Raw genomic sequence first — 18688 nt, 5'->3', positions numbered from 1 at the left:
GCGCTCATTCGTTCGGAGTTTCAAGATAGCGTGTGAAGCGCTCGCGCCATTCGGCATCGATGGGCACCGCGCGCGGCCCGCTCACGTCGGCCCACACCAGGGTCTGATGGGCGCAGAAGCGCAGTTGCTCGCCGTGCCAGGCCTCGATGCGGATCTTGATCGAGGTGCCGCCGACCTTCTCCACCACCAGCGAGAATTCGAGCGTCTCGCCGTGCACGGTGGGCGCCAGGAACTCGGCCTCCAGATGGCGCATCGGCACGCCGCGCTGCAGCTTGGCATGCAGGTCGAAGAAGTCGACGCCGTGGGCCTGGGCGAACCAGTCCTCGACGGTCTCGTTGCACAGCACCAGGTATTGGGGATAGAAGACGATCCCGGCCGGATCGCACTGGTGGAATCGCACCAGCTTCGAGGTCTTGAACTTCATCGCGTCATGTCTCCATCCAGGATGCGCCCCACGAACTCGCGCACCATCTCGACCACCGCCTCGGGCTGGTCCTTGTGTGGCGAGTGGCGACAGTCGGCCAGCTTGACCAGTTCCACGTCGGGCGCACCGGCGGCGATGCGGTCGATCTGCGCCATGGTGCCGTACTCGTCGTCCTCGCCCTGGATCGCCAGCACCGGCACGCGGATGGCCGGCAGGGAGTCCTCGATGTTCCAGGCGCGAAAATCCGGATGCAGCCAGATGTCGTTCCAGCCGCGGAAGGCCGCTTCCACGTCCACGTGGTATTTGCCCAGGCGCTCGCGCAGGTTGGTGGTCTGCCAGGCCACCTCGGCCTCGGCGATGCTCGCCACCGAGATGTCCTCGACCATCACGTGCGGCGCCATGACGATGACGCCGGACAGCGGCGTGTCGGTACCGCCGGCGCAGATCAGCGAAATGGAGCCGCCGTCGCTGTGGCCGAAGAGGATCGGCTGGTCGAGGCCGAGCGCGTCGATCAGGGCTGGCAGCACCTCGAGCCCTTCGTCATGCATGTAGCGGGTCGTGCGCGGCAGCGGTGCCGGGTCGGAACGCCCGTAGCCGGCGCGCGAGTAGACGATGGCCTCGCAGCCGGTGGCATCGGCCACCCGTTGCGGAAAATCGCGCCACATGGACACCGAGCCCAGGCCCTCGTGCAGGAAGACGATGGCCGGCGCGTCCTCGCGCGGGTGGGCGGAGGGCAGGCGCACAACCTCGAGCTGGCGGCCGTCGATGGGGATGAATTTCATTCAGACTCCAAGATGCTGGGTGACCAGATCGGGGTCGGCGCGGAAATCCTCGCTCGACCCGTCGAAGACCACCTGACCTTTCACCAGGATCATGGTGCGGTCGGTGATGGAACTGACCGCCGCATGGTTCTTGTCCACGATCACCGTGGCGATGCCCGACAGCCGGATCTCGCGCACGATGCGCCAGATCTCGCGGGCGATGAGCGGCGCCAGCCCTTCGGTGGCCTCGTCCAGGATCAGCAAGTCCGGATTGGTCATCAAGGCCCGGCCGATGGTGAGCATCTGCTGCTCGCCGCCGGAGAGCTGGCCGCCGCCGTTGGTGAGGCGCTCGGCCAGGCGCGGGAAGGTCGCCATCACCCGCTCGAAGGTCCATTCGCACTGGCCATCGACGCCGGGCCGGGCCGCCATCAACAGGTTTTCCTTGACCGACAGGTTGGGGAAGATGCCGCGCCCCTCGGGCACGTAGGCAATGCCGCATTTGGCAATGGCGTGGGTGGCGGCGCCGCGCATCTCGCGCCCGCGCACCGTCACCGAGCCGCTGGCCGTGCGCACCAGGCCCATGAGGCTGCGGATGAGCGTGGTCTTGCCCATGCCGTTGCGCCCCATGAGACCGAGCGCCTCGCCCTTGTGCACCGTGAAATCCACGCCATGCAGGATGTGGCTGCTGCCGTAGTAGGTGTGCAGGCCGCGCGCCGCGAGCAGGGCGTCGGCGCTTGCTTGAGGTGTGTCGCTTGCGTCGCCCGGACGCCGCACAGCGGAATCCGAGTCAGCAACGGGCGCGGTGCCCGGATGCCGGCCGTCGGCCGCCATCCGGGCGACGGGGGCAGCGGTGGCCAGGTTCGACTCAAGCATGAAACGCCTCCTCGCCCAGATAGGCCTGCTGGACTTCGTGATTCGACCGGATCTGTGCCGGCGTGCCCGTGGCCAGCAACTGACCGTTGACCAGCACGGTGATCTCGTCGGCCACCGCGAACACGGCGTCCATGTCGTGCTCGACCAGCAGGATGGCACGGCTGCGGCGCAGGGTGTCGAGCAGCCCGACCATGCGCGAGGCCTCCTCCGAGCCCATGCCCGCCAGCGGCTCGTCGAGCAGCAACACGTCGGCGTCGGTGGCCAGCACCATGGCGATCTCCAGCTGGCGTTGCTCGCCGTGGGAGAGCGTGCCGGCGATGCGGTTCGCCTGTGCTTCGAGCCCGACCTCGGCCATCACCGCATGCGCCTTGTCCAGGGTGTCGCGCAGGCCGAGGGCATTGGCAAACAGACGCCAGGCGCGCTGGTGTCGCGACTGCGCGGCGAGGCGGCAGTTCTCCAGCACGGTGAAGCCGGGGAAGATGTTGGTGCGCTGATAGCTTCGCCCGATGCCGACCCGCGAGCGCTGCGGCGCATCCAGCGCGGTGATGTCGCGGCCTTGGTAATAGATGCGCCCCTCGCTGGGCGGCAGATCGCCCGAGAGCATGTTGATACAGGTGGACTTGCCTGCGCCGTTCGGCCCGAGCAGCGCATGGAGCCTGCCACGGGTGAGCGTGAGGGAGACCGCCTCGTTGGCGCTCAGGCCACCGAAGCGGCGGGTGAGCTTGTCCGCCACCAGCAGTTGATCACTCATGGGGGCCTCCCGACTTGATCAGCTGACGCATCCTGCCCGGCAAGGCGATCAGCCCGCCCGGCAGAAACAACACCACGGCCAGAATGACGCCGCCCATCAACAGCTGCCAATGCGTCGTCAGCAGCGAGAAAGCCTCTTCGAGCGCCACCATCGCCCCGGCGCCGAGCACGGCGCCCACCGGGCTGCCCATGCCGCCGAGGATGACCATCATCAGCACATGGCCCGACTCGTGCCAGGAGAGCAGCTCAGGGGTGACGAAACCGAACAGCACCGCGTACAGCACGCCGGCCAGACCGGCCAGCGCCCCGGCGAGGACGAAGGCCCCGAGCTTGTAGTTGAAGGTCGAATAGCCGAGCGAGCGCATGCGGTGCTCGTTGCTCTTGATGCCCACCAGCACGCGACCGAAGGGCGAGCGCAGCACCCGCTTGATGCCTACGAACACCAGCACCGCGACGGCGAGGATGAAGTAGTACAACTGGCTGCCCTCGGCCAGATCGAAGGGCATCCACCCGCCGATGCGCGGCTCTGGCCGGAAGTTCAGGTAGATGCCGTCGGAACCGCCGCCGAGCGCCGTGTCATGGAACAGGAAGAAAGCCATCTGGGTGAAGGCCAGCGTCACCATGATGAAGTAGATGCCCCGCGTCCTCAGCACCAGCAGGCCGATGCCCAGGGCCACCGCCGCCGAGATCAGCACCGCCGCGCCGAGCACGAACCACAGGTTGGCCGGCGCGAACTCGGGCGCGATCAGGGCCACCGCATAGGCGGCCACACCGAAGTAGGCCGAGTGCCCGAGGCTCACCAGCCCGGTAAAGCCCACCAGCAGGTCCAGGCTCATGGCGAAGATGCCGAGCACCAGGACTTTGGCCACCATCTCGACATAGAACTCGGAGCCCACCAGCGGGTAGGCCGCCAGCGCCGCCAGCACGACCGCCTGGGCAATGCCTGCCGTGTGCGTCTTGATCGTCATCTCATGCCCCTTTTTTCAGCAGCCCTTCGGGGCGCCACAGCAGCACCGCGGCCATCACCAGATAGACCATTGCGCCGGCAAACTCGGGCAGGATCACCTTGCCGAAAGTGTCGGCAAAGCCGATCAGCAAGGCCCCGAGCAATGCCCCCCAGACCGAGCCGATGCCGCCGATGACCACCACGACGAAGGACAGGATCAGCACCTGGCCGCCCATGTTGGGCCCCACCGAGGAGATCGGCGCGGCCAGCATGCCGGCCAGCGCCGCCATGGCCACCCCGAGCGCGAACACCACGCGATAGATCACGGTGATGTTGATGCCCAGCGCCTGGACCATGTCGCGGTCGTGGCTGCCGGCGCGGATCATCATGCCCAGGCGGGTGCGCTGGATCAGGAAGTACAGACCGATGGCCAGCACCACGCAGACCGCGGAGATGGCCAGGCGATACACCGGATAGCTCAAGGTGTCGTTGAGCGGGATCGAGCCGGCCAGGAAGTCGGGCATGGCCACGCCATGCACGTCGTTGCCCACGATGAGGCTGCGCAGCTCCTCGAAGATCAAGATCAGCCCGTAGGTGAGCAGCACCTGTTCGAGGTGGTCGCGCTTGTACAGATGCACGAACAACAACGCTTCGAGCGCGGCGCCGACCAGCATGGCGAGCGGGACGCCCAGCACGATGGCCCACACCAGGCTGCCGGTGGCACTGGTCAGGCCGAAGGCCAGGTAGGCGCCGGCCATGTAGAAGCTGCCGTGGGCCAGGTTGATGATGCCCATGATGCCGAACACCAGCGTCAGCCCGCTCGCGACCAGAAACAGCAGCAAGCCGTACTGCACCGCGTTGAGCGTCTGCACCAGGAAGGAAAAGATGTCCATACGAGCTCCCCTCCCGGCGCCTCTCGGGGCGCCAGGATTCGATCACGTCCTCAGAAAATCCGGCGGACCGGCTTACTGCATGCGGCAGCCGCGGGCCGGATCGGCCAGCGCCTTGGCCGCCACTTTCACCGCTGGGTTGAGCTCGCCCTGGGCCTTGCGCAGGTAGATGTCCTGCACCGGGTTGTGCGCCGCCGAGATGCTGAAGGCGCCACGCGGGCTGTCGATCTTGGCCGCTTCCATGCCGGTGATCATGCCCTTGCGATCCTCGATCTTGCCCTTCACGGCGCTCACGCCGGCGGCCAGCAGTTGTGCCGCATCGTAGCCCTGCACCGCATACACGTCGGGCGCGCTGCCGTAGGCCTTGGCATAGCCCCCGCGGAAGGCCTGGTCGCGCGCATTGTCGAGGCCGTCGGCGTACTGCAGGGTGGTCTCGAGTCCCTCGCCCGCGCCGCCCATGGCGGCCAGCGTGCCATCGGTGAGGAAGCCCGAGCCATACAGCGGGATCGAATCCTTGAGCCCGGCCGCGGCATAGTCCTTGACCAGCTTCACCGCGCCGCCACCGGCGAAGAACACGAACACCGCATCGGGCTTCAGCGCGGCGATCTCGGTCAGGTAGGGCTGGAACTCGGTGTTGGGAAACGGCAGCGTCAGTTCCTTGACGATCTGCCCGCCGCCGGCGGTGAAGGACTCCTTGAAGCCGTCGATCGCCTGCAGGCCGGCCGAGTACTTCCAGGTCAGCGTCACCACCTTCTTGATGCCCTTCTCCAGCAGCACCGGCCCCATGGCGTAGGACGGCTGCCAGTTGGAGAAGGAAGTGCGGAAGACATTGGGCGCGCACAGCGGGCCGGTCAGTTCGTCGGCCCCGGCGTTGGGCACGATCATCAGCGTCTTGGTGCCGCGCGCCACCTTGGCCATGGCCATGGCCACGCCCGAATGGACGGTGCCGACCAGCACGTCCACCTCGTCGCGCTTGACCAGCTTGTTGGCGTTTTCGGTGGCCTTGGCCGGGTCGGACTCGTCATCGACCACGGCGTATTCCACATCCAGCCCGCCGATCTTGCCGCCGTTCTCGTCGACATAGAGCTTGAAGCCGTTGGTGATCGCGGTGCCCAGCTTGGCATAGGTACCGGTGGCCGGCAGCATCAGGCCGACCTTGATCTTCTCGGCGGCATGGGCCGCCGGCAGGGTCGCGCCGCCGAGCGCCACGGCGCCGGCCAGCGCCACGGTCAACTTGTGGATGCGGTTATTCATGTTTGTCTCCTGTCTCTTCTCTGATGAGTCGGGATGCACCGCAGGGCGACACCTCCCGCCGGGGTCGAACCGGCGCCATCGCCGGCCCGCCTTGAACCTAGAAACCGCAGTTGACCGCTTATGCCCATAAGCAAGGTATTGACCATACGAACCGTTTCGGCTTCGAGGCCGATCACCCGGCGGGTGACAGCGCTACGCACCCGATTGCTCGTCTGGCGGGCCGCCTGGCTGCGTTGCTCCTCCTTACAACGTGTAGGTTGTGCGTCGTCGCGCCCTGCCAGACAACCCGCCAGGCGCGCACTCGAGCGCGTCCAACTACGGCTTCTAGGTTGAATCGTCACCACTGACCGCCGCGGTTGGCGGCAAAGGCCGCGTCGATGACCTGCCAGTCTTCGTCGGTCAGATGTGCTGCGGCCAGCGGCAGAATCTGTTCCTCTTCCATGCGCATGTGCGCCCACAGGAAGCTGGCGTAATGGTCGAGCGCGGCGGCAAAGCCCGACAGGTCGCTGCTGTCGCGCGCCGCGCCGAGCGCCTGGCGCAGCCCTGCCAGCAGCTCCGCACAACGGGCATGCTCGGCCTCCAGCGTGTCGAGAATGGCGGCCGCCTCCGCCGAGCGCAGGCGCACGAAGCGGAACAGGTATTCGTCTTCCTTCGGGTGGTGCACCCGGTCGGGCAGCGCCTCGATGTAATCGAGCATGGCGCCGAAGAGGAAGAAGTCGGGGGCCTCGTCGCCGTTTTGTGCGGCACTCACCTGCGCCTGCAACCCCTTGATGACGGCGCCCATGGAGCGGTGCTCGTCCTTGATGATGTCGATGGCCTGGGTCATTGGACTCTCCGGATCAGGCGCGGCGGCGCAGCTTGAAACGCTGGATCTTGCCGGTCGCGGTCTTGGGCAATTCCTCGACGAACTCGAACCAGCGGGGATATTTGTAGGGCGCCAGCAGGCTCTTGACATGGGCCTTGAGCTGGTCGGCCAGGGCCTCGCTGGGCACCACTTCCGGCTTGAGCACGATGAAGGCCTTGGGCTTGATGAGCTGGTCGTCGTCCTCGCAGCCGACCACGGCGGCTTCGAGGACCGCCTCGTGGCTCACCAGCACCGATTCCACTTCGATCGGAGAGACATAGATGCCGCTGACCTTGAGCATGTCGTCGCTGCGGCCGGCATAGACGTAGTAACCGTCCTCGGTGAGGCTGTACTTGTCGCCGCTGCGGGTCCAGTCGCCGAGGAAGGTGGCACAGGTCTTGGCGCGGTTGTTCCAGTAGCCGTTCGAGGCGGTCGGACCACGCACCTGAAGCTCGCCGACCTCGCCGGGCGCCACCGGGCGGCCGTCCTCGTCGACCAGGCGAATGTCGTAGCCGGGCACCGGCCGGCCGGTGGTGCCGTAGCGCACGTCGCCGCGCCGGTTGGACAGGAACACATGCAGCATCTCGGTCGAGCCGATCCCGTCGAGGATGTCCACCTCAAAATGCCGGCGCCAGCGCAGGCCGATCTCTTCCGGCAGCGCCTCGCCGGCCGAGGTACATAGGCGCAGGCCGACCTGCGCCCTGTCGGGCAGGTCGGCACTGGCCAGCATGCTGGCGAACAGGGTCGGCACCCCGTAGAAGAGGGTCGGCTGGTGGTCCACCAGGCGCTTTGCCACCGCCGCGGGCGTGGGCCGCTCGGCCATCAACACCGTCGTGGCGCCCACCGACATCGGGAAGGTCAGCCCGTTGCCCAGGCCATAGGCAAAGAACAGCTTGGCCGCCGAGAACACCGTGTCCTGCTCGCAGATGCCGAGGATCGGCCGGGCGAACAGCTCGGCGGTGGCGATCAGGCTCGAATGCCGGTGGGTCGTACCCTTGGGGGCGCCGGTCGAGCCCGAGGAGTACAGCCAGAAGCACACTTCGTCGCCAAGGGTGTCGGCGATCTCGCACGCCTCGGGCTGGTCCGCGATCAGGCGCGCCAGGGCGTCGGGGCCGTCGGCGCCGCCGGAGACGATGATGCGCTCGAGCGAGGGAATCTCGTCGAGCAGGGGTTCGAACAGCGGCATCAGGGCCGCGGACACCACCGCCACCCGCGCGCGGCTGTCGCGCAGCATGTACTCGTAGTCGCCACGGGTCAGCAGGGTATTGACCGCCACCGGCACGATGCCGGCCTTGATGGCGCCGAGGAAGACCGTGGGGAAGTCGATGGTGTCATGCAGGCACATGAGCACCCGCTGCTCGCGCATCAGGCCCAGCGCCCGCAGCGCGTTCGCACAGGCCGAACTGCGGCGGTCGAGTTCGGCGTAGGTACAGCGGCCGCGATCGTCGATGAAGGCGGTCTTGTCGCCACGCCCGGCCGCCAGATTGCGCCCCAGCAGATCCGCCGCAGCGTTGTAGCTGCGGGGAATGGTGATGATCGGCGGACTGACGCTGTGGTCCGCCTGGCTCAGCTCCGGCATGTTTGTCTCCTGATTATCGTAATGATGAGCACGCCGCTGAAGCGCCCTCATATGCCGTTCTTACCGCCGCTCACTGCCCCGTGAAGGTGATCTCGCCCCCGGGCAGCAGATAGAGCACCAGCGCCTGGCCGCCTTTCACCGTCGGCCGGTGGGCGCTGCCCGGCCCATAGACCAGCCAGCCCTCGGGGGCGCCGTCGAAGCGCGCCCCGGCGTCGAGGGGCATGATCATGTCCACCTCACCCTGCGGGTGCTGGTGGTGCGGCCCGACCACGTCGGCCATGTCGACCACGTCGATGGAAAACCCGTGCAAGGCCGGCCCCGGCTTGGCCACCCGGCCGAACTTGATGCCGCCATGCTCGCGATTGCACATCCAGCCCTCGGCCACGCCCTGGCGACAGGCCGCCGCGATCGCCTTGAACACCTCTCCATTGGCCGGAAAGCGCGCGTTGAGCTCGGCCTCGAGCTGCTTGTCCACCGCTTTGCCCGCGATCGCGCCGGTCACTTCGGCCACCAGCGCGATGAAATTGTCGACACTCATTCTTGGATCTCCCGGTTCTCAGGCGGCAAGCAGCGCCGCATCCGCACACGCGCTCGCCAGCGACGCGAGCCGCTCGGGCGAGCCTTGCACCACATGGCGCCGCAGATAGAGCCCGAGGGCCCGCAAGCCGCCCAGCTCCTCGCCGCCGCCGGCACGCCCCGGCCCGCCATGCAGACAGGTCGGCATCACGTTGCCATGCCCGGTATGGGCCGCCCCCACGGTGGCGTCGACCAGCATCATGCGGCCGTGCAGATCGCCGACCTCGTCCACCAGGGCGTGGACAAACACCCCATCGCTGGAATACACCGAGGCCACGAGCGAGCCCTGCCCCAGGCGCAGCATGCGGCCGAGCGCCGCTTCATCGGCATAGGGCACGATCGTGACCACCGGCCCGAAGACCTCGACCTCATGGACGACCCGCGCACGCGCCGGATGCTCGCAGCGCAGCACGGTCGGCTGGACGAAGGCCGCGCGCGCCGGATCCACCCCCTCGGGGGCAAAGTCCGGATCGCCGCCGAACACCACCACGCACTCGGCCTTGAGCCGCTCGATCCCCGCAAGGGCCGCGGCCTGCTGCGCGCGATTGACCAGCGGCCCCATGCGCACCCCCTCTTGGCGCGGGTCGCCCACCGTGATGCGCCCCAGGCGCTCCACCAGCGCAGCCTCCAGCGCCGCGGTCTGCGCTTCGGGCACGAACACGCGGCGGATGGCGGTGCACTTCTGCCCGGCCTTGATGGTCATCTCGCGCACCACCTCTTTGACCGCCAGCTCGAACTCGGCGCTTGCCGACACGGCATCGGGGCCGAGCACCGCCGCGTTGACGCTGTCGGCCTCGATATTGACCCGCACCGAGCCCGCCAGCACCCGGGCATGGCTGCGGATGTGCCGCGCGGTATCGGCCGAGCCGGTGAAGGACACCACATCGGATTCGTTCACATGGTCGAGCAAGTCGCGCGCGCTGCCGCACAGGATCGACAAGGCACCTTCGGGCAGGATGCCGGCGGCCACCACGTCGGCCACCATGCGCTGCGCCAGCCAGGCCGTCGGGGTGGCCGGCTTGAGCACCACCGGCATGCCGGCGAGCAGGGCCGGGGCGGCTTTTTCCCACAAGCCCCAGGCCGGAAAATTGAACGCGTTGATGAAGATGGCGGCGCCTTTCTGCGGCGTCAGGAAGTGACGCGCGACGAAGTTGCCTTCCTTCGACAAGGGCACCACCGCGCCGTCGACCAGGCCGCGGGTGTCGCCCAGCGAGCGCCCCAGCCGGGCATAGGTTTTGAGCGTGAAAATCGCCCCGTCGACATCGAAACCGGCATCGGCGGGGGTCGCCCCCGAGTTGCGCAGGCTGATGTCGAAGTACGCGTCGCGATGCGCGCCCAGCACCTCGGCGATGGCCGCGAGCCGCTGGGCGCGCTGCGCATGGGTCAGCGCCCGCAAGGCCGTACCGCCGACCGAGCGCGCATGTTCCAGGGCGGCGGCGCAATCGATGCCGTCGGTGCCGACCCGGACGAGCGTTTCCCCATCCATCGGATCGACCAGTGCGACCCCTTCACCCTGTCCTGCACGCCATTGGCCGCAGACGAAGTTATCCAGCTTCATGAATCGTTTGCCTCCTGCACAGGACGCTGCTGCGCCTCTTGTCAGTTTCGGACCGGAGCTGACGACTCCCCTGGCGAGCACATGGCAGGCGTCGGAACGTCAGCGACTGGATATAGAATACACACGAAGAAACCGCGGTCAAGCACTTTATTTCATGTTTTGCGCCATGACCCGCTATCGCTCTACTGGAAACAGGCGCTATTTCTCAAAAAACCGCCCCTATTTCTGGAAAGCATCGAATCACCCGCCAGGTCGCATGCATTAAACTGCACAAAATCTGTTGACCTTCTGAAACATGAGCATTATTGTTCAGCACAACAAGGAACTTTATTTCATGTCAAAGCCTGCCGACACCCTTCCTGCCCGCCTGAGCTCACTGCCGGAACCGGCCGATGAGCAGACACACACCGATGCCGAGTTTCTCAAGGCACTGGGCGCGCGTGTCCGTGAGTTGCGCGAGCGCCGCGGCATGACGCGCAAGCTGGTCGCTCGCGAGGCCCAGGTGTCCGAGCGCCACCTGGCGCACCTGGAAACCGGCGACGGCAACGTCTCCATCGTGTTGCTGCGGCACATCGCCCAGGCGCTCGGCGTGTCGCTGGTCGAATTGCTGACCAGCGAAGTCGAGGATTCGGTCGAGCGCCGCCTGATCCGCCGTTTCCTGGAGCGGCTGCCGCAGCACCGGCTCGAAGAGGTGATCTTCCGCCTGATGCGCGATTTCGGTCACGACGAGGCGGTGCGGCGCAAGCGCGTGGCCCTGCTCGGCCTGCGCGGGGCTGGCAAATCCACGCTGGGCGCCATGCTGGCGGCCGAGCTGGGAGTGCCTTTCATCGAGCTGGACAAAGTCATCGTCAGCGACACCGGCATGCCGATCAGCGAGATCTTCTCGCTCTATGGCCAGGCCGGGTATCGACGGATCGAGAAGCAGACCCTGGAGCGCGTGATGCGCGACCACACCGAAGGCGTGATCTCGGTGGGCGGGGGCATCGTCGCCCGGCCGGACACCTACGACTTCCTGCTCTCGTCCTGCTTCACGGTGTGGGTCAAGGCCCAGCCCGAAGAACACATGGCCCGCGTCATTGCCCAGGGCGACATGCGCCCCATGGCCGGCAACGACGAAGCCATGGAAGACCTGCGGCGGATCCTGGAAGCCCGGGAGCCTTTGTACAGCCGCGCCGACCACACCATCGACACGTCGGGTGAGACGGTCGACATGAGTTTTTCAAGACTAAAACAGCTCGTCACGAGCTAGCACGCCTAACGGAGGAGACAACGTGGAAGCACTCGCCACCCAAACAGAAGCGACGATCGAGCGCGTCGATTACCAGATCGACCCGAGCCGGTACAAGCACTGGCGCCTGGCCTTCGATGGCCCGGTCGCCACGCTGACCCTGGACATCGACGAAGACGGCGGCATCCGCCCCGGCTACAAGCTCAAGCTCAATTCGTACGACCTGGGCGTTGACATCGAGCTCCACGACGCTCTCCAGCGCATCCGTTTCGAACACCCCGAAGTGCGCAGCGTGGTGTTCACCAGCGGCAAGCCCAAGATCTTCTGTTCGGGCGCCAACATCTACATGCTGGGCCTGTCCACCCATGCCTGGAAGGTGAACTTCTGCAAGTTCACCAACGAGACCCGCAATGGCATCGAGGACAGCAGCGCGCATTCCGGCCTGAAGTTCCTCGCCGCCTGCAACGGCACCACCGCCGGCGGCGGCTACGAGCTGGCGCTGGCCTGCGACGAGATCATCCTCGTCGATGACCGCAACTCCTCCGTGAGCCTGCCCGAAGTGCCGCTGCTGGGCGTCCTGCCGGGCACCGGCGGCCTGACCCGGGTGACCGACAAGCGCAAGGTGCGCCGCGACCATGCCGACATCTTCTGCACCATCTCCGAAGGCGTGCGCGGCCAGCGTGCGGTGGACTGGCGCCTGGTCGACAGCGTCGAGCGCGCCCAGAAATTCGAGTCGCATGTGCGTGAGCGTGCCCTCGCCCTGGCCGACACCAGCGACCGCCCCGCCGACGGGAAGGGCGTGGCCCTGACCCCGCTCAAGCGCCGCATCGACGAGGCCGGCTACCACTACGAATTCGTCGACGCCGCGCTCGACACCGCCGCCCGCCGCGTGACGCTGACCATCAAGGCGCCGTCGGCCGTCACCGCCACCACCCCCGAGCAGATGCTTGCCCAGGGCGTGAACTGGTGGCCGCTGCAGATGGCCCGCGAGCTGGACGACGCCATCCTCAACCTGCGCACCAACCACCTCGACCTCGGCCTGTGGGTGCTGCGCACCGAAGGCGATGCGCGCGTGGTGCTCGACAGCGACGCGACCCTGGTCGCGCACCAGAACCACTGGTTCGTGCGCGAAACCGTCGGCATGCTGCGCCGGACCCTGAGCCGTCTGGACGTGTCCTCGCGCAGCCTCTATGCCCTGATCGAACCGGGCAGCTGCTTTGCCGGCACGCTGCTGGAAGTGGCCCTGGCGGCCGACCGCAGCTACATGCTCGACGACGAGGCCGGCACCAACGCCATCGCCGTCTCCCCCATGAACACCGGCCTGCTGCCGATGGCCAACGGGCTCTCGCGCATCGCCGCACGCTTCTACCAGGAGCGCGAACCGGTCGACGCCGCCTACGCCGCCGTCGGCGAGCCGCTGTCCGCCGCGAAAGCCATGGCGCTGGGCCTGGTGACCGAGATCCCGGACCCGCTGGACTGGGCCGACGAGGTGCGCATCGCCATGGAAGAGCGCGCCGGGCTCTCCCCGGATGCGCTCACCGGCCTCGAAGCGAACCTGCGTTTCGGTATCACCGAGAGCATGAATACCCGCGTCTTCGGCCGCCTGTCGGCCTGGCAGAACTGGATCTTCATCCGCCCCAACGCCGTCGGCGAGGGGGGCGCGCTGAAGCTGTTCGGTTCCGGCAAGAAGCCGCAGTTCGACTGGAACCGGGTCTGAGAACCTGAGCATCTTTCGTTCATGCCCGCTCGCCCCCCCCAAGACGACCTGCTCGTCGTTGCAAATGCTCGCCATAGCCCGAGCTATGGCTGCGCTTTGCGCCTTGATCAGACCGTCTTGGGACGCCGCTCGGACACGTCCGAAAAACGCTCAGGCTCTGATCCCACCGGCACGCCATCGCGGCGTGCCATTGCCACACCCCTCGACTGACCGGAGATCGGCCGTCCCTCTGCCGTAGCCGTCGGCGCGCACGCCCGGGTCAGGAGGTTCTTGCTAGCGGAATCGCGGCGAGCGCACGCGCTCGTGCATTCCACACCAAACTGGAGACATCGCAATGTCGATCAACTATAGCGAACGCATTCCGAACAACGTCGATCTGTCGACCAACAAGACCCTGCAGCGGGCGCTCGAGAACTGGCAACCCGCCTTCCTGAACTGGTGGGGCGAGATGGGGCCGGAGGGCACCACCCACCATGACGTCTATCTGCGCACCGCGATCAGCGTCGATCCGCAGGGCTGGGCGCACTTCGATCATGTGAAGATGCCGGACTACCGCTGGGGCATCTTTCTGACCCCGCAGGAACAGGGCAAGAAGATCAGCTTCGGCGACCACAAGGGCGAGGACGTGTGGCAGGAAGTGCCGGGCGAATACCGCTCCACCCTGCGCCGCATCATCGTCACCCAGGGTGACACCGAGCCGGCCTCGGTCGAGCAGCAGCGCCACCTCGGCATGACCTGCCCCTCGCTCTACGACCTGCGCAACCTGTTCCAGGTGAACGTCGAGGAAGGCCGCCACCTGTGGGCCATGGTCTATCTGCTGCATGCCCACTTCGGCCGCGACGGCCGCGAGGAAGGCGAGGCCCTGCTCGAACGGCGCTCGGGCGACGAGGACAACCCGCGCATCCTGACCGCCTTCAACGAGAAGACCCCCGACTGGCTGTCCTTCTTCATGTTCACCTTCTTCACCGACCGGGACGGCAAGTACCAGCTCGCCTCGCTGGCCGAATCGGCCTTCGACCCGCTGTCGCGCACCTGCAAGTTCATGCTCACCGAGGAAGCCCACCACCTGTTCGTCGGCGAGCAAGGGGTCGGCCGCGCCATCCAGCGCACCTGCGAGGTGATGAAGGAGTTGAAGACCGACGATCCGGTCAAGCTGCGTGCCGCCGGCGTGATCGACCTGCCGACCATCCAGCGCTACATCAACTTCCACCACAGCGTCACCAGCGACCTCTACGGCGCCGAGATCTCCTCCAACGCCGCGACCTACTACACCACCGGCCTGAAGGGACGTTTCGAAGAATCCAAGATCGACGACGACCACAAGCTCGACAACAACGAGTACGAGGTCATGGATGTGGCCGGCGACAAGATCCTCACCCGCCAGGTGTCGGCCCTGACGGCGCTGAACGAGCGCCTGCGCGACGACTGGGTCACCGATGTGCAGGCCGGCGTCGATCGCTGGAACCGCATTCCCAAGAAGCTGGGCATCGACTGGGTGTTCACGCTGCCGCACAAGGGCTTCAACCGCCGCATCGGCATGTTCGCCGAGGTGCATGTCGCCCCCGACGGCCGCCTGATCTCCGAGGCCGAATGGACGCACCAGCACAAGCACTGGCTGCCGACCGAGGAAGACCGCCTGTTCGTGCATTCGCTGATGGGCCGCTGCATCGAGCCGGGCAAGTTCGCCGGCTGGATCGCACCGCCGTCGCGCGGCATCAACAACCAGCCGGTGAATTTCGACTACGTCCGCTTCAACTGAGCGGCGATCGTCGCCCGGAGGACGGCCGCGGGCCGGCCTCCGGGCGACGCCGGACACAACGCACAGGGCGGGCGTCGGCCCGCCCCCCAACGCCAACACAGAGGAAGACATCATGAACGCGCCTGCAGAGCACGACCTCGCCCGACAGCACCTCATCGACCCGGAAATCTGCATTCGCTGCAACACCTGCGAGGAGATGTGCCCGGTCGACGCCATCACCCACGACTCGATGAACTACGTCGTCAAGTTCGATGTCTGCAACTGGTGCAACGCCTGTATCGGCCCCTGCCCCACCGGCGCCATCGACAACGCCCGCAACGTGGCCCGCGACCGGGCCTATTCGCTCGAAGAACAGCTGGACTGGGATGTGCTGCCCGACGAGACCGAACTCGACGCCATCGACGTCTCGGGCCAGGAGGCATCGCTGCCCGCCGAAGTGCGCGAGATCACCGAAATCGCCACCGCAGGCCAGGGCGGCCGCGCCATGGCCCCGTGGTCTGCGGCGCACCCCTATGTGAACCTCTACACCGTCGACAACCCGGTCGAAGCCACGGTGACCGGCAACTACCGGCTCACCGCGCCGGACGCCTCGAGCGACATCCACCACATCGTGCTGGACTTCGGCGCGACCCCCTTCCCCGTGCTCGAAGGCCAGTCGCTCGGCATCATCCCGCCGGGCACCGACGCGCGCGGCAAGGCGCACCTGCTGCGCATGTACTCCATCGCCAGCCCGCGCGAAGGCGAGCGCCCGCAGTACAACAACGTCGCCCTGACCGTGAAACGCGTCAAGGAAGACCATGACGGCCAGCCGGCGCTGGGCGTGGCCTCGAACTACCTGTGCGATCTCAAGAAGGGCGACAAGGTCAAGGTCACCGGCCCCTACGGCGCCACCTTCCTGATGCCCAACCATCCGGGCGCCTCGCTGATGATGATCTGCACCGGCACCGGCTCGGCGCCCATGCGCGCCATGACCGAACGCCGTCGCCGCCGCCGCGAGCTGAAGGAAGGCGGCGAGCTGCTGCTGTTCTTCGGCGCCCGCGCGCCCGAAGAGCTGCCCTACTTCGGCCCGCTGCAGAAGCTGCCCGCGGACTTCATCGACATGAACCTGGCCTTCTCCCGCCAGCCCGGCCAGGCCAAGCAGTATGTGCAGGACCTCATCCGCGAACGCGCCGACAAGGTGGTCGACATGCTCAAGGACGACAACTGCTACATCTACATCTGCGGCCTCAAGGGCATGGAAGCCGGCGTGCTCGACGCCTTCCGCGATATCTGCCGTGCCCACGGCGAAGACTGGGAGCAACTGCAGCCCCAGCTGCTCGCCAAGGCCCGCTTCCATGTCGAGACCTACTGAACGGCGGTGATTCGTGATGGGGTGACGGGTGATGGGCAACGGCGGGCCGTGCGTGCCCGGCCGCCATACCCGCCCCCACCGCGACGCCCTTCGACTTCCCCCTGACGCCCCCCCATCACCATGCCCAACGTCTACCTCTGCGACGCCATCCGCACCCCCTTCGGCCGCTACGGCGGTGCGCTCTCCAGCCTGCGTGCCGACGATCTGGCCGCGCTGCCGATCGCCGAACTCGTCAAACGCAACCCAGGCGTCGACTGGGGCGCGGTCGACGACATCATCCTCGGCTGCGCCAACCAGGCCGGCGAAGACAACCGCAATGTGGCCCGCATGGCCGCCCTGCTCGCCGGCCTGCCGGTCGAGGTACCCGGCACCACCGTCAATCGTCTGTGCGGCTCCAGCCTCGACGCCGTCGGCATGGCCGCGCGCACCATCCGCAGCGGCGAGGCCGAGCTCATCATCGCCGGCGGCGTCGAGAGCATGAGCCGCGCCCCCTTCGTGATGGGCAAGGCCGACAGCGCCTTCTCGCGCAGCGCCCGGCTCGAAGACACCACCATCGGCTGGCGCTTCGTCAATCCGGCAATGAAGGCCGCCCATGGGGTCGACACCATGCCCGAGACCGCCGAGAACGTGGCCGACGACTTCGGCGTCTCGCGCGCCGACCAGGACGCCTTCGCCCTGCGCAGCCAACAGCGCTGGGCCGCCGCCCATGCGCGCGGCTTCTTCGACGCCGAGATCGTTCCCGTGAGCGTGCCGCGCCGCAAGGGCGAGCCGCTCCTCGTCACCACGGACGAGCATCCCCGCCCCGACACCTCGGCCGACGCGCTGGCCCGGCTCAAGGGCGTAGTCCGTCCCGACGGCAGCGTCACCGCCGGCAACGCCTCGGGCGTCAATGACGGCGCCTGCGCACTGCTGATCGCCGCCGACGCCGCGGTGCAGCGCTACGGCCTGACCCCGCGCGCGCGCATTCTCGGCACGGCCGCCGCGGGCGTGCCGCCGCGCATCATGGGCATCGGCCCGGCGCCGGCCAGCGAGAAACTCATGGCCCGGCTGGGGCTCGGCATCGATCAGTTCGACGTCATCGAACTCAACGAAGCCTTCGCCGCCCAGGCCCTGGCCGTCACCCGCCGTCTGGGCCTGGCCGACGACGACGCACGCGTCAATCCCAACGGCGGCGCCATCGCCATCGGCCATCCGCTCGGTGCCTCCGGCGCCCGGCTGGTGCTGACCGCGCTCAACCAGCTCGAACACGGCGGCGGCCGCCTGGCCCTGTCCACCATGTGCATCGGCGTCGGGCAAGGCATCGCCCTGGCCATCGAACGTCTCTGACCCTCGACGGAGAAAGCAACCACCATGCGACCCGAAGCGATCCAGATCATCAAGGACGAGCACTTTGCCATCGCCGCGGTGATGTACAGCCTGCGCTACCTGGTGCGCAAGATGCGCGACGAGGGCGAGGCGCCGAACTTCCCGCTGCTGCACGCGATCCTCGACTACATCGTCTCCTACCCCGACCGCTGGCACCATCCCAAGGAAAACGACTACCTGTTCGCCGCCGTCAAGGCGCGCACCCGCGATGGTGACGCCCTCATCGCCCGACTGGCGCAGGAACATGTCGACGGCCACCCGCGCATCGAAGCACTCAAGCAGAAGCTCAGCGCCTTCGAACAGACAAGGGAGGGAGCCCCTTTCTACCGCGAGGCCGAGTCCTACGCCGAGCGCGAGTGGGCGCACATGCGCTGCGAAGAAGACCAGCTGATACCGCTGGCCGAGCGCGTCCTCACCACGGAGGACTGGCAACGCATCCATGCCGCCTTCCGTGAAAACGACAACCCGCTGTATGGGCTCAAACCCAAGGAAGACGCCGAGCGGCTGTACCGGAAGATCCTGGAACTGGCGCCGGCGCCGATCGGCTACGGCAACAAGTAAGACAGGCCTCGCGGCGCGGGCCAGAGGCCAGAGCGCAAGGCACGGGCGCGGCGCATTTGCTCGTCGGGCGCCCTTTGAAGAAGCAACACGGGGCGGCGCGCGGCCGCCCCGTGCATCGTCCACTCGCGCTCAGAAGAAGTAGCGCAAGCCCACCATGTAGCCGGTCTGGCTCTCGCCGGCGGCCGGGGCCACGCCCGGACCGACCGACAGCTGGTAGCTGGCGTTGCTGCTGTTGCTGATGTGGCCGACCTG

The 18688-nt window shown here is 67.2% G+C and carries 17 protein-coding genes; 6 read left to right on the top strand and 11 right to left on the bottom strand.

Going from position 1 to position 18688, the window contains the following annotated elements; genetic code table 11:
- Nucleotides 1-4 precede the first annotated feature (4 nt).
- From I8J34_RS21840 to I8J34_RS21790, 11 genes are all read right to left on the bottom strand, one after another.
- Entirely contained in the window at nt 5-424 is a 420-nt protein-coding gene (locus tag I8J34_RS21840) for an acyl-CoA thioesterase (RefSeq protein WP_214363755.1), read from the bottom strand.
- Nucleotides 421-1206, bottom strand: a complete 786-nt coding sequence (locus I8J34_RS21835; protein ID WP_214363754.1) for an alpha/beta fold hydrolase — start codon at nt 1204-1206, stop codon at nt 421-423. The genes I8J34_RS21840 and I8J34_RS21835 overlap by 4 nt, the downstream gene beginning before the upstream one ends.
- On the bottom strand, nt 1207-2058 hold the full coding sequence (locus tag I8J34_RS21830) for an ABC transporter ATP-binding protein (protein ID WP_230411955.1): 852 nt from the start codon (nt 2056-2058) through the stop codon (nt 1207-1209). It lies immediately after the preceding gene.
- A complete protein-coding gene (locus I8J34_RS21825; RefSeq protein ID WP_214363753.1) occupies nt 2051-2809 on the bottom strand; it encodes an ABC transporter ATP-binding protein in 759 nt (252 codons plus the stop codon). Before I8J34_RS21825 ends, I8J34_RS21830 begins: the two co-directional genes overlap by 8 nt.
- Nucleotides 2802-3776: a branched-chain amino acid ABC transporter permease gene (locus tag I8J34_RS21820; protein WP_214363752.1), complete on the bottom strand. Its 975-nt coding sequence runs from the start codon at nt 3774-3776 to the stop codon at nt 2802-2804. The genes I8J34_RS21825 and I8J34_RS21820 overlap by 8 nt, the downstream gene beginning before the upstream one ends.
- 1 nt (nt 3777) lies before the next feature.
- Nucleotides 3778-4647, bottom strand: coding sequence for a branched-chain amino acid ABC transporter permease (locus I8J34_RS21815; RefSeq protein ID WP_214363751.1), 870 nt, complete (start codon nt 4645-4647; stop codon nt 3778-3780).
- Nucleotides 4648-4719: 72 nt separating this feature from the next.
- The gene (locus tag I8J34_RS21810) at nt 4720-5898 is read right to left on the bottom strand and encodes an ABC transporter substrate-binding protein (protein ID WP_214363750.1); all 1179 of its coding nucleotides are present in this window, start codon (nt 5896-5898) and stop codon (nt 4720-4722) included.
- Nucleotides 5899-6235: 337 nt separating this feature from the next.
- Nucleotides 6236-6724 carry a hemerythrin domain-containing protein gene (locus I8J34_RS21805; protein ID WP_214363749.1) on the bottom strand — a complete coding sequence of 163 codons (489 nt, stop codon included), beginning with the start codon at nt 6722-6724 and terminating at the stop codon, nt 6236-6238.
- Between the two features lie 13 nt (nt 6725-6737).
- A complete protein-coding gene (locus I8J34_RS21800; protein ID WP_214363748.1) occupies nt 6738-8321 on the bottom strand; it encodes a benzoate-CoA ligase family protein in 1584 nt (527 codons plus the stop codon).
- A gap of 70 nt (nt 8322-8391) precedes the next feature.
- Nucleotides 8392-8859 carry a 4-hydroxylaminobenzoate lyase gene (locus tag I8J34_RS21795; protein WP_214363747.1) on the bottom strand — a complete coding sequence of 156 codons (468 nt, stop codon included), beginning with the start codon at nt 8857-8859 and terminating at the stop codon, nt 8392-8394.
- Between the two features lie 18 nt (nt 8860-8877).
- The gene (locus tag I8J34_RS21790) at nt 8878-10455 is read right to left on the bottom strand and encodes a 3,4-dehydroadipyl-CoA semialdehyde dehydrogenase (protein WP_214363746.1); all 1578 of its coding nucleotides are present in this window, start codon (nt 10453-10455) and stop codon (nt 8878-8880) included.
- Between the two features lie 334 nt (nt 10456-10789).
- Between I8J34_RS21790 and I8J34_RS21785 the strand changes: the two genes are divergently transcribed.
- The 6 genes from I8J34_RS21785 to I8J34_RS21760 all read left to right on the top strand — a co-directional run bounded on the left by I8J34_RS21785 (nt 10790) and on the right by I8J34_RS21760 (nt 18436).
- On the top strand, nt 10790-11704 hold the full coding sequence (locus I8J34_RS21785) for a helix-turn-helix transcriptional regulator (RefSeq protein WP_214363745.1): 915 nt from the start codon (nt 10790-10792) through the stop codon (nt 11702-11704).
- A 22-nt stretch (nt 11705-11726) separates the two neighbouring features.
- On the top strand, nt 11727-13400 hold the full coding sequence (gene boxC / locus I8J34_RS21780) for a 2,3-epoxybenzoyl-CoA dihydrolase (RefSeq protein ID WP_214363744.1): 1674 nt from the start codon (nt 11727-11729) through the stop codon (nt 13398-13400).
- Between the two features lie 334 nt (nt 13401-13734).
- Entirely contained in the window at nt 13735-15159 is a 1425-nt protein-coding gene (gene boxB / locus I8J34_RS21775) for a benzoyl-CoA 2,3-epoxidase subunit BoxB (RefSeq protein ID WP_214363743.1), read from the top strand.
- A 112-nt stretch (nt 15160-15271) separates the two neighbouring features.
- Nucleotides 15272-16510 (top strand): benzoyl-CoA 2,3-epoxidase subunit BoxA, encoded by a 1239-nt coding sequence (gene boxA / locus I8J34_RS21770; protein ID WP_214363742.1) that lies wholly within the window; start codon nt 15272-15274, stop codon nt 16508-16510.
- A gap of 120 nt (nt 16511-16630) precedes the next feature.
- Nucleotides 16631-17836 carry a 3-oxoadipyl-CoA thiolase gene (gene pcaF, locus I8J34_RS21765; RefSeq protein ID WP_214363741.1) on the top strand — a complete coding sequence of 402 codons (1206 nt, stop codon included), beginning with the start codon at nt 16631-16633 and terminating at the stop codon, nt 17834-17836.
- A gap of 24 nt (nt 17837-17860) precedes the next feature.
- Complete coding sequence (locus tag I8J34_RS21760) at nt 17861-18436, top strand: hemerythrin domain-containing protein (protein WP_214363740.1); 576 nt, start codon at nt 17861-17863, stop codon at nt 18434-18436.
- Nucleotides 18437-18688: the final 252 nt, after the last annotated feature.

It is taken from the genome of Denitromonas iodatirespirans, from assembly GCF_018524365.1.
Taxonomy (GTDB): Bacteria; Pseudomonadota; Gammaproteobacteria; order Burkholderiales; family Rhodocyclaceae; genus Nitrogeniibacter; species Nitrogeniibacter iodatirespirans.
This window is presented reverse-complemented; position numbering and strand designations above follow the sequence as displayed.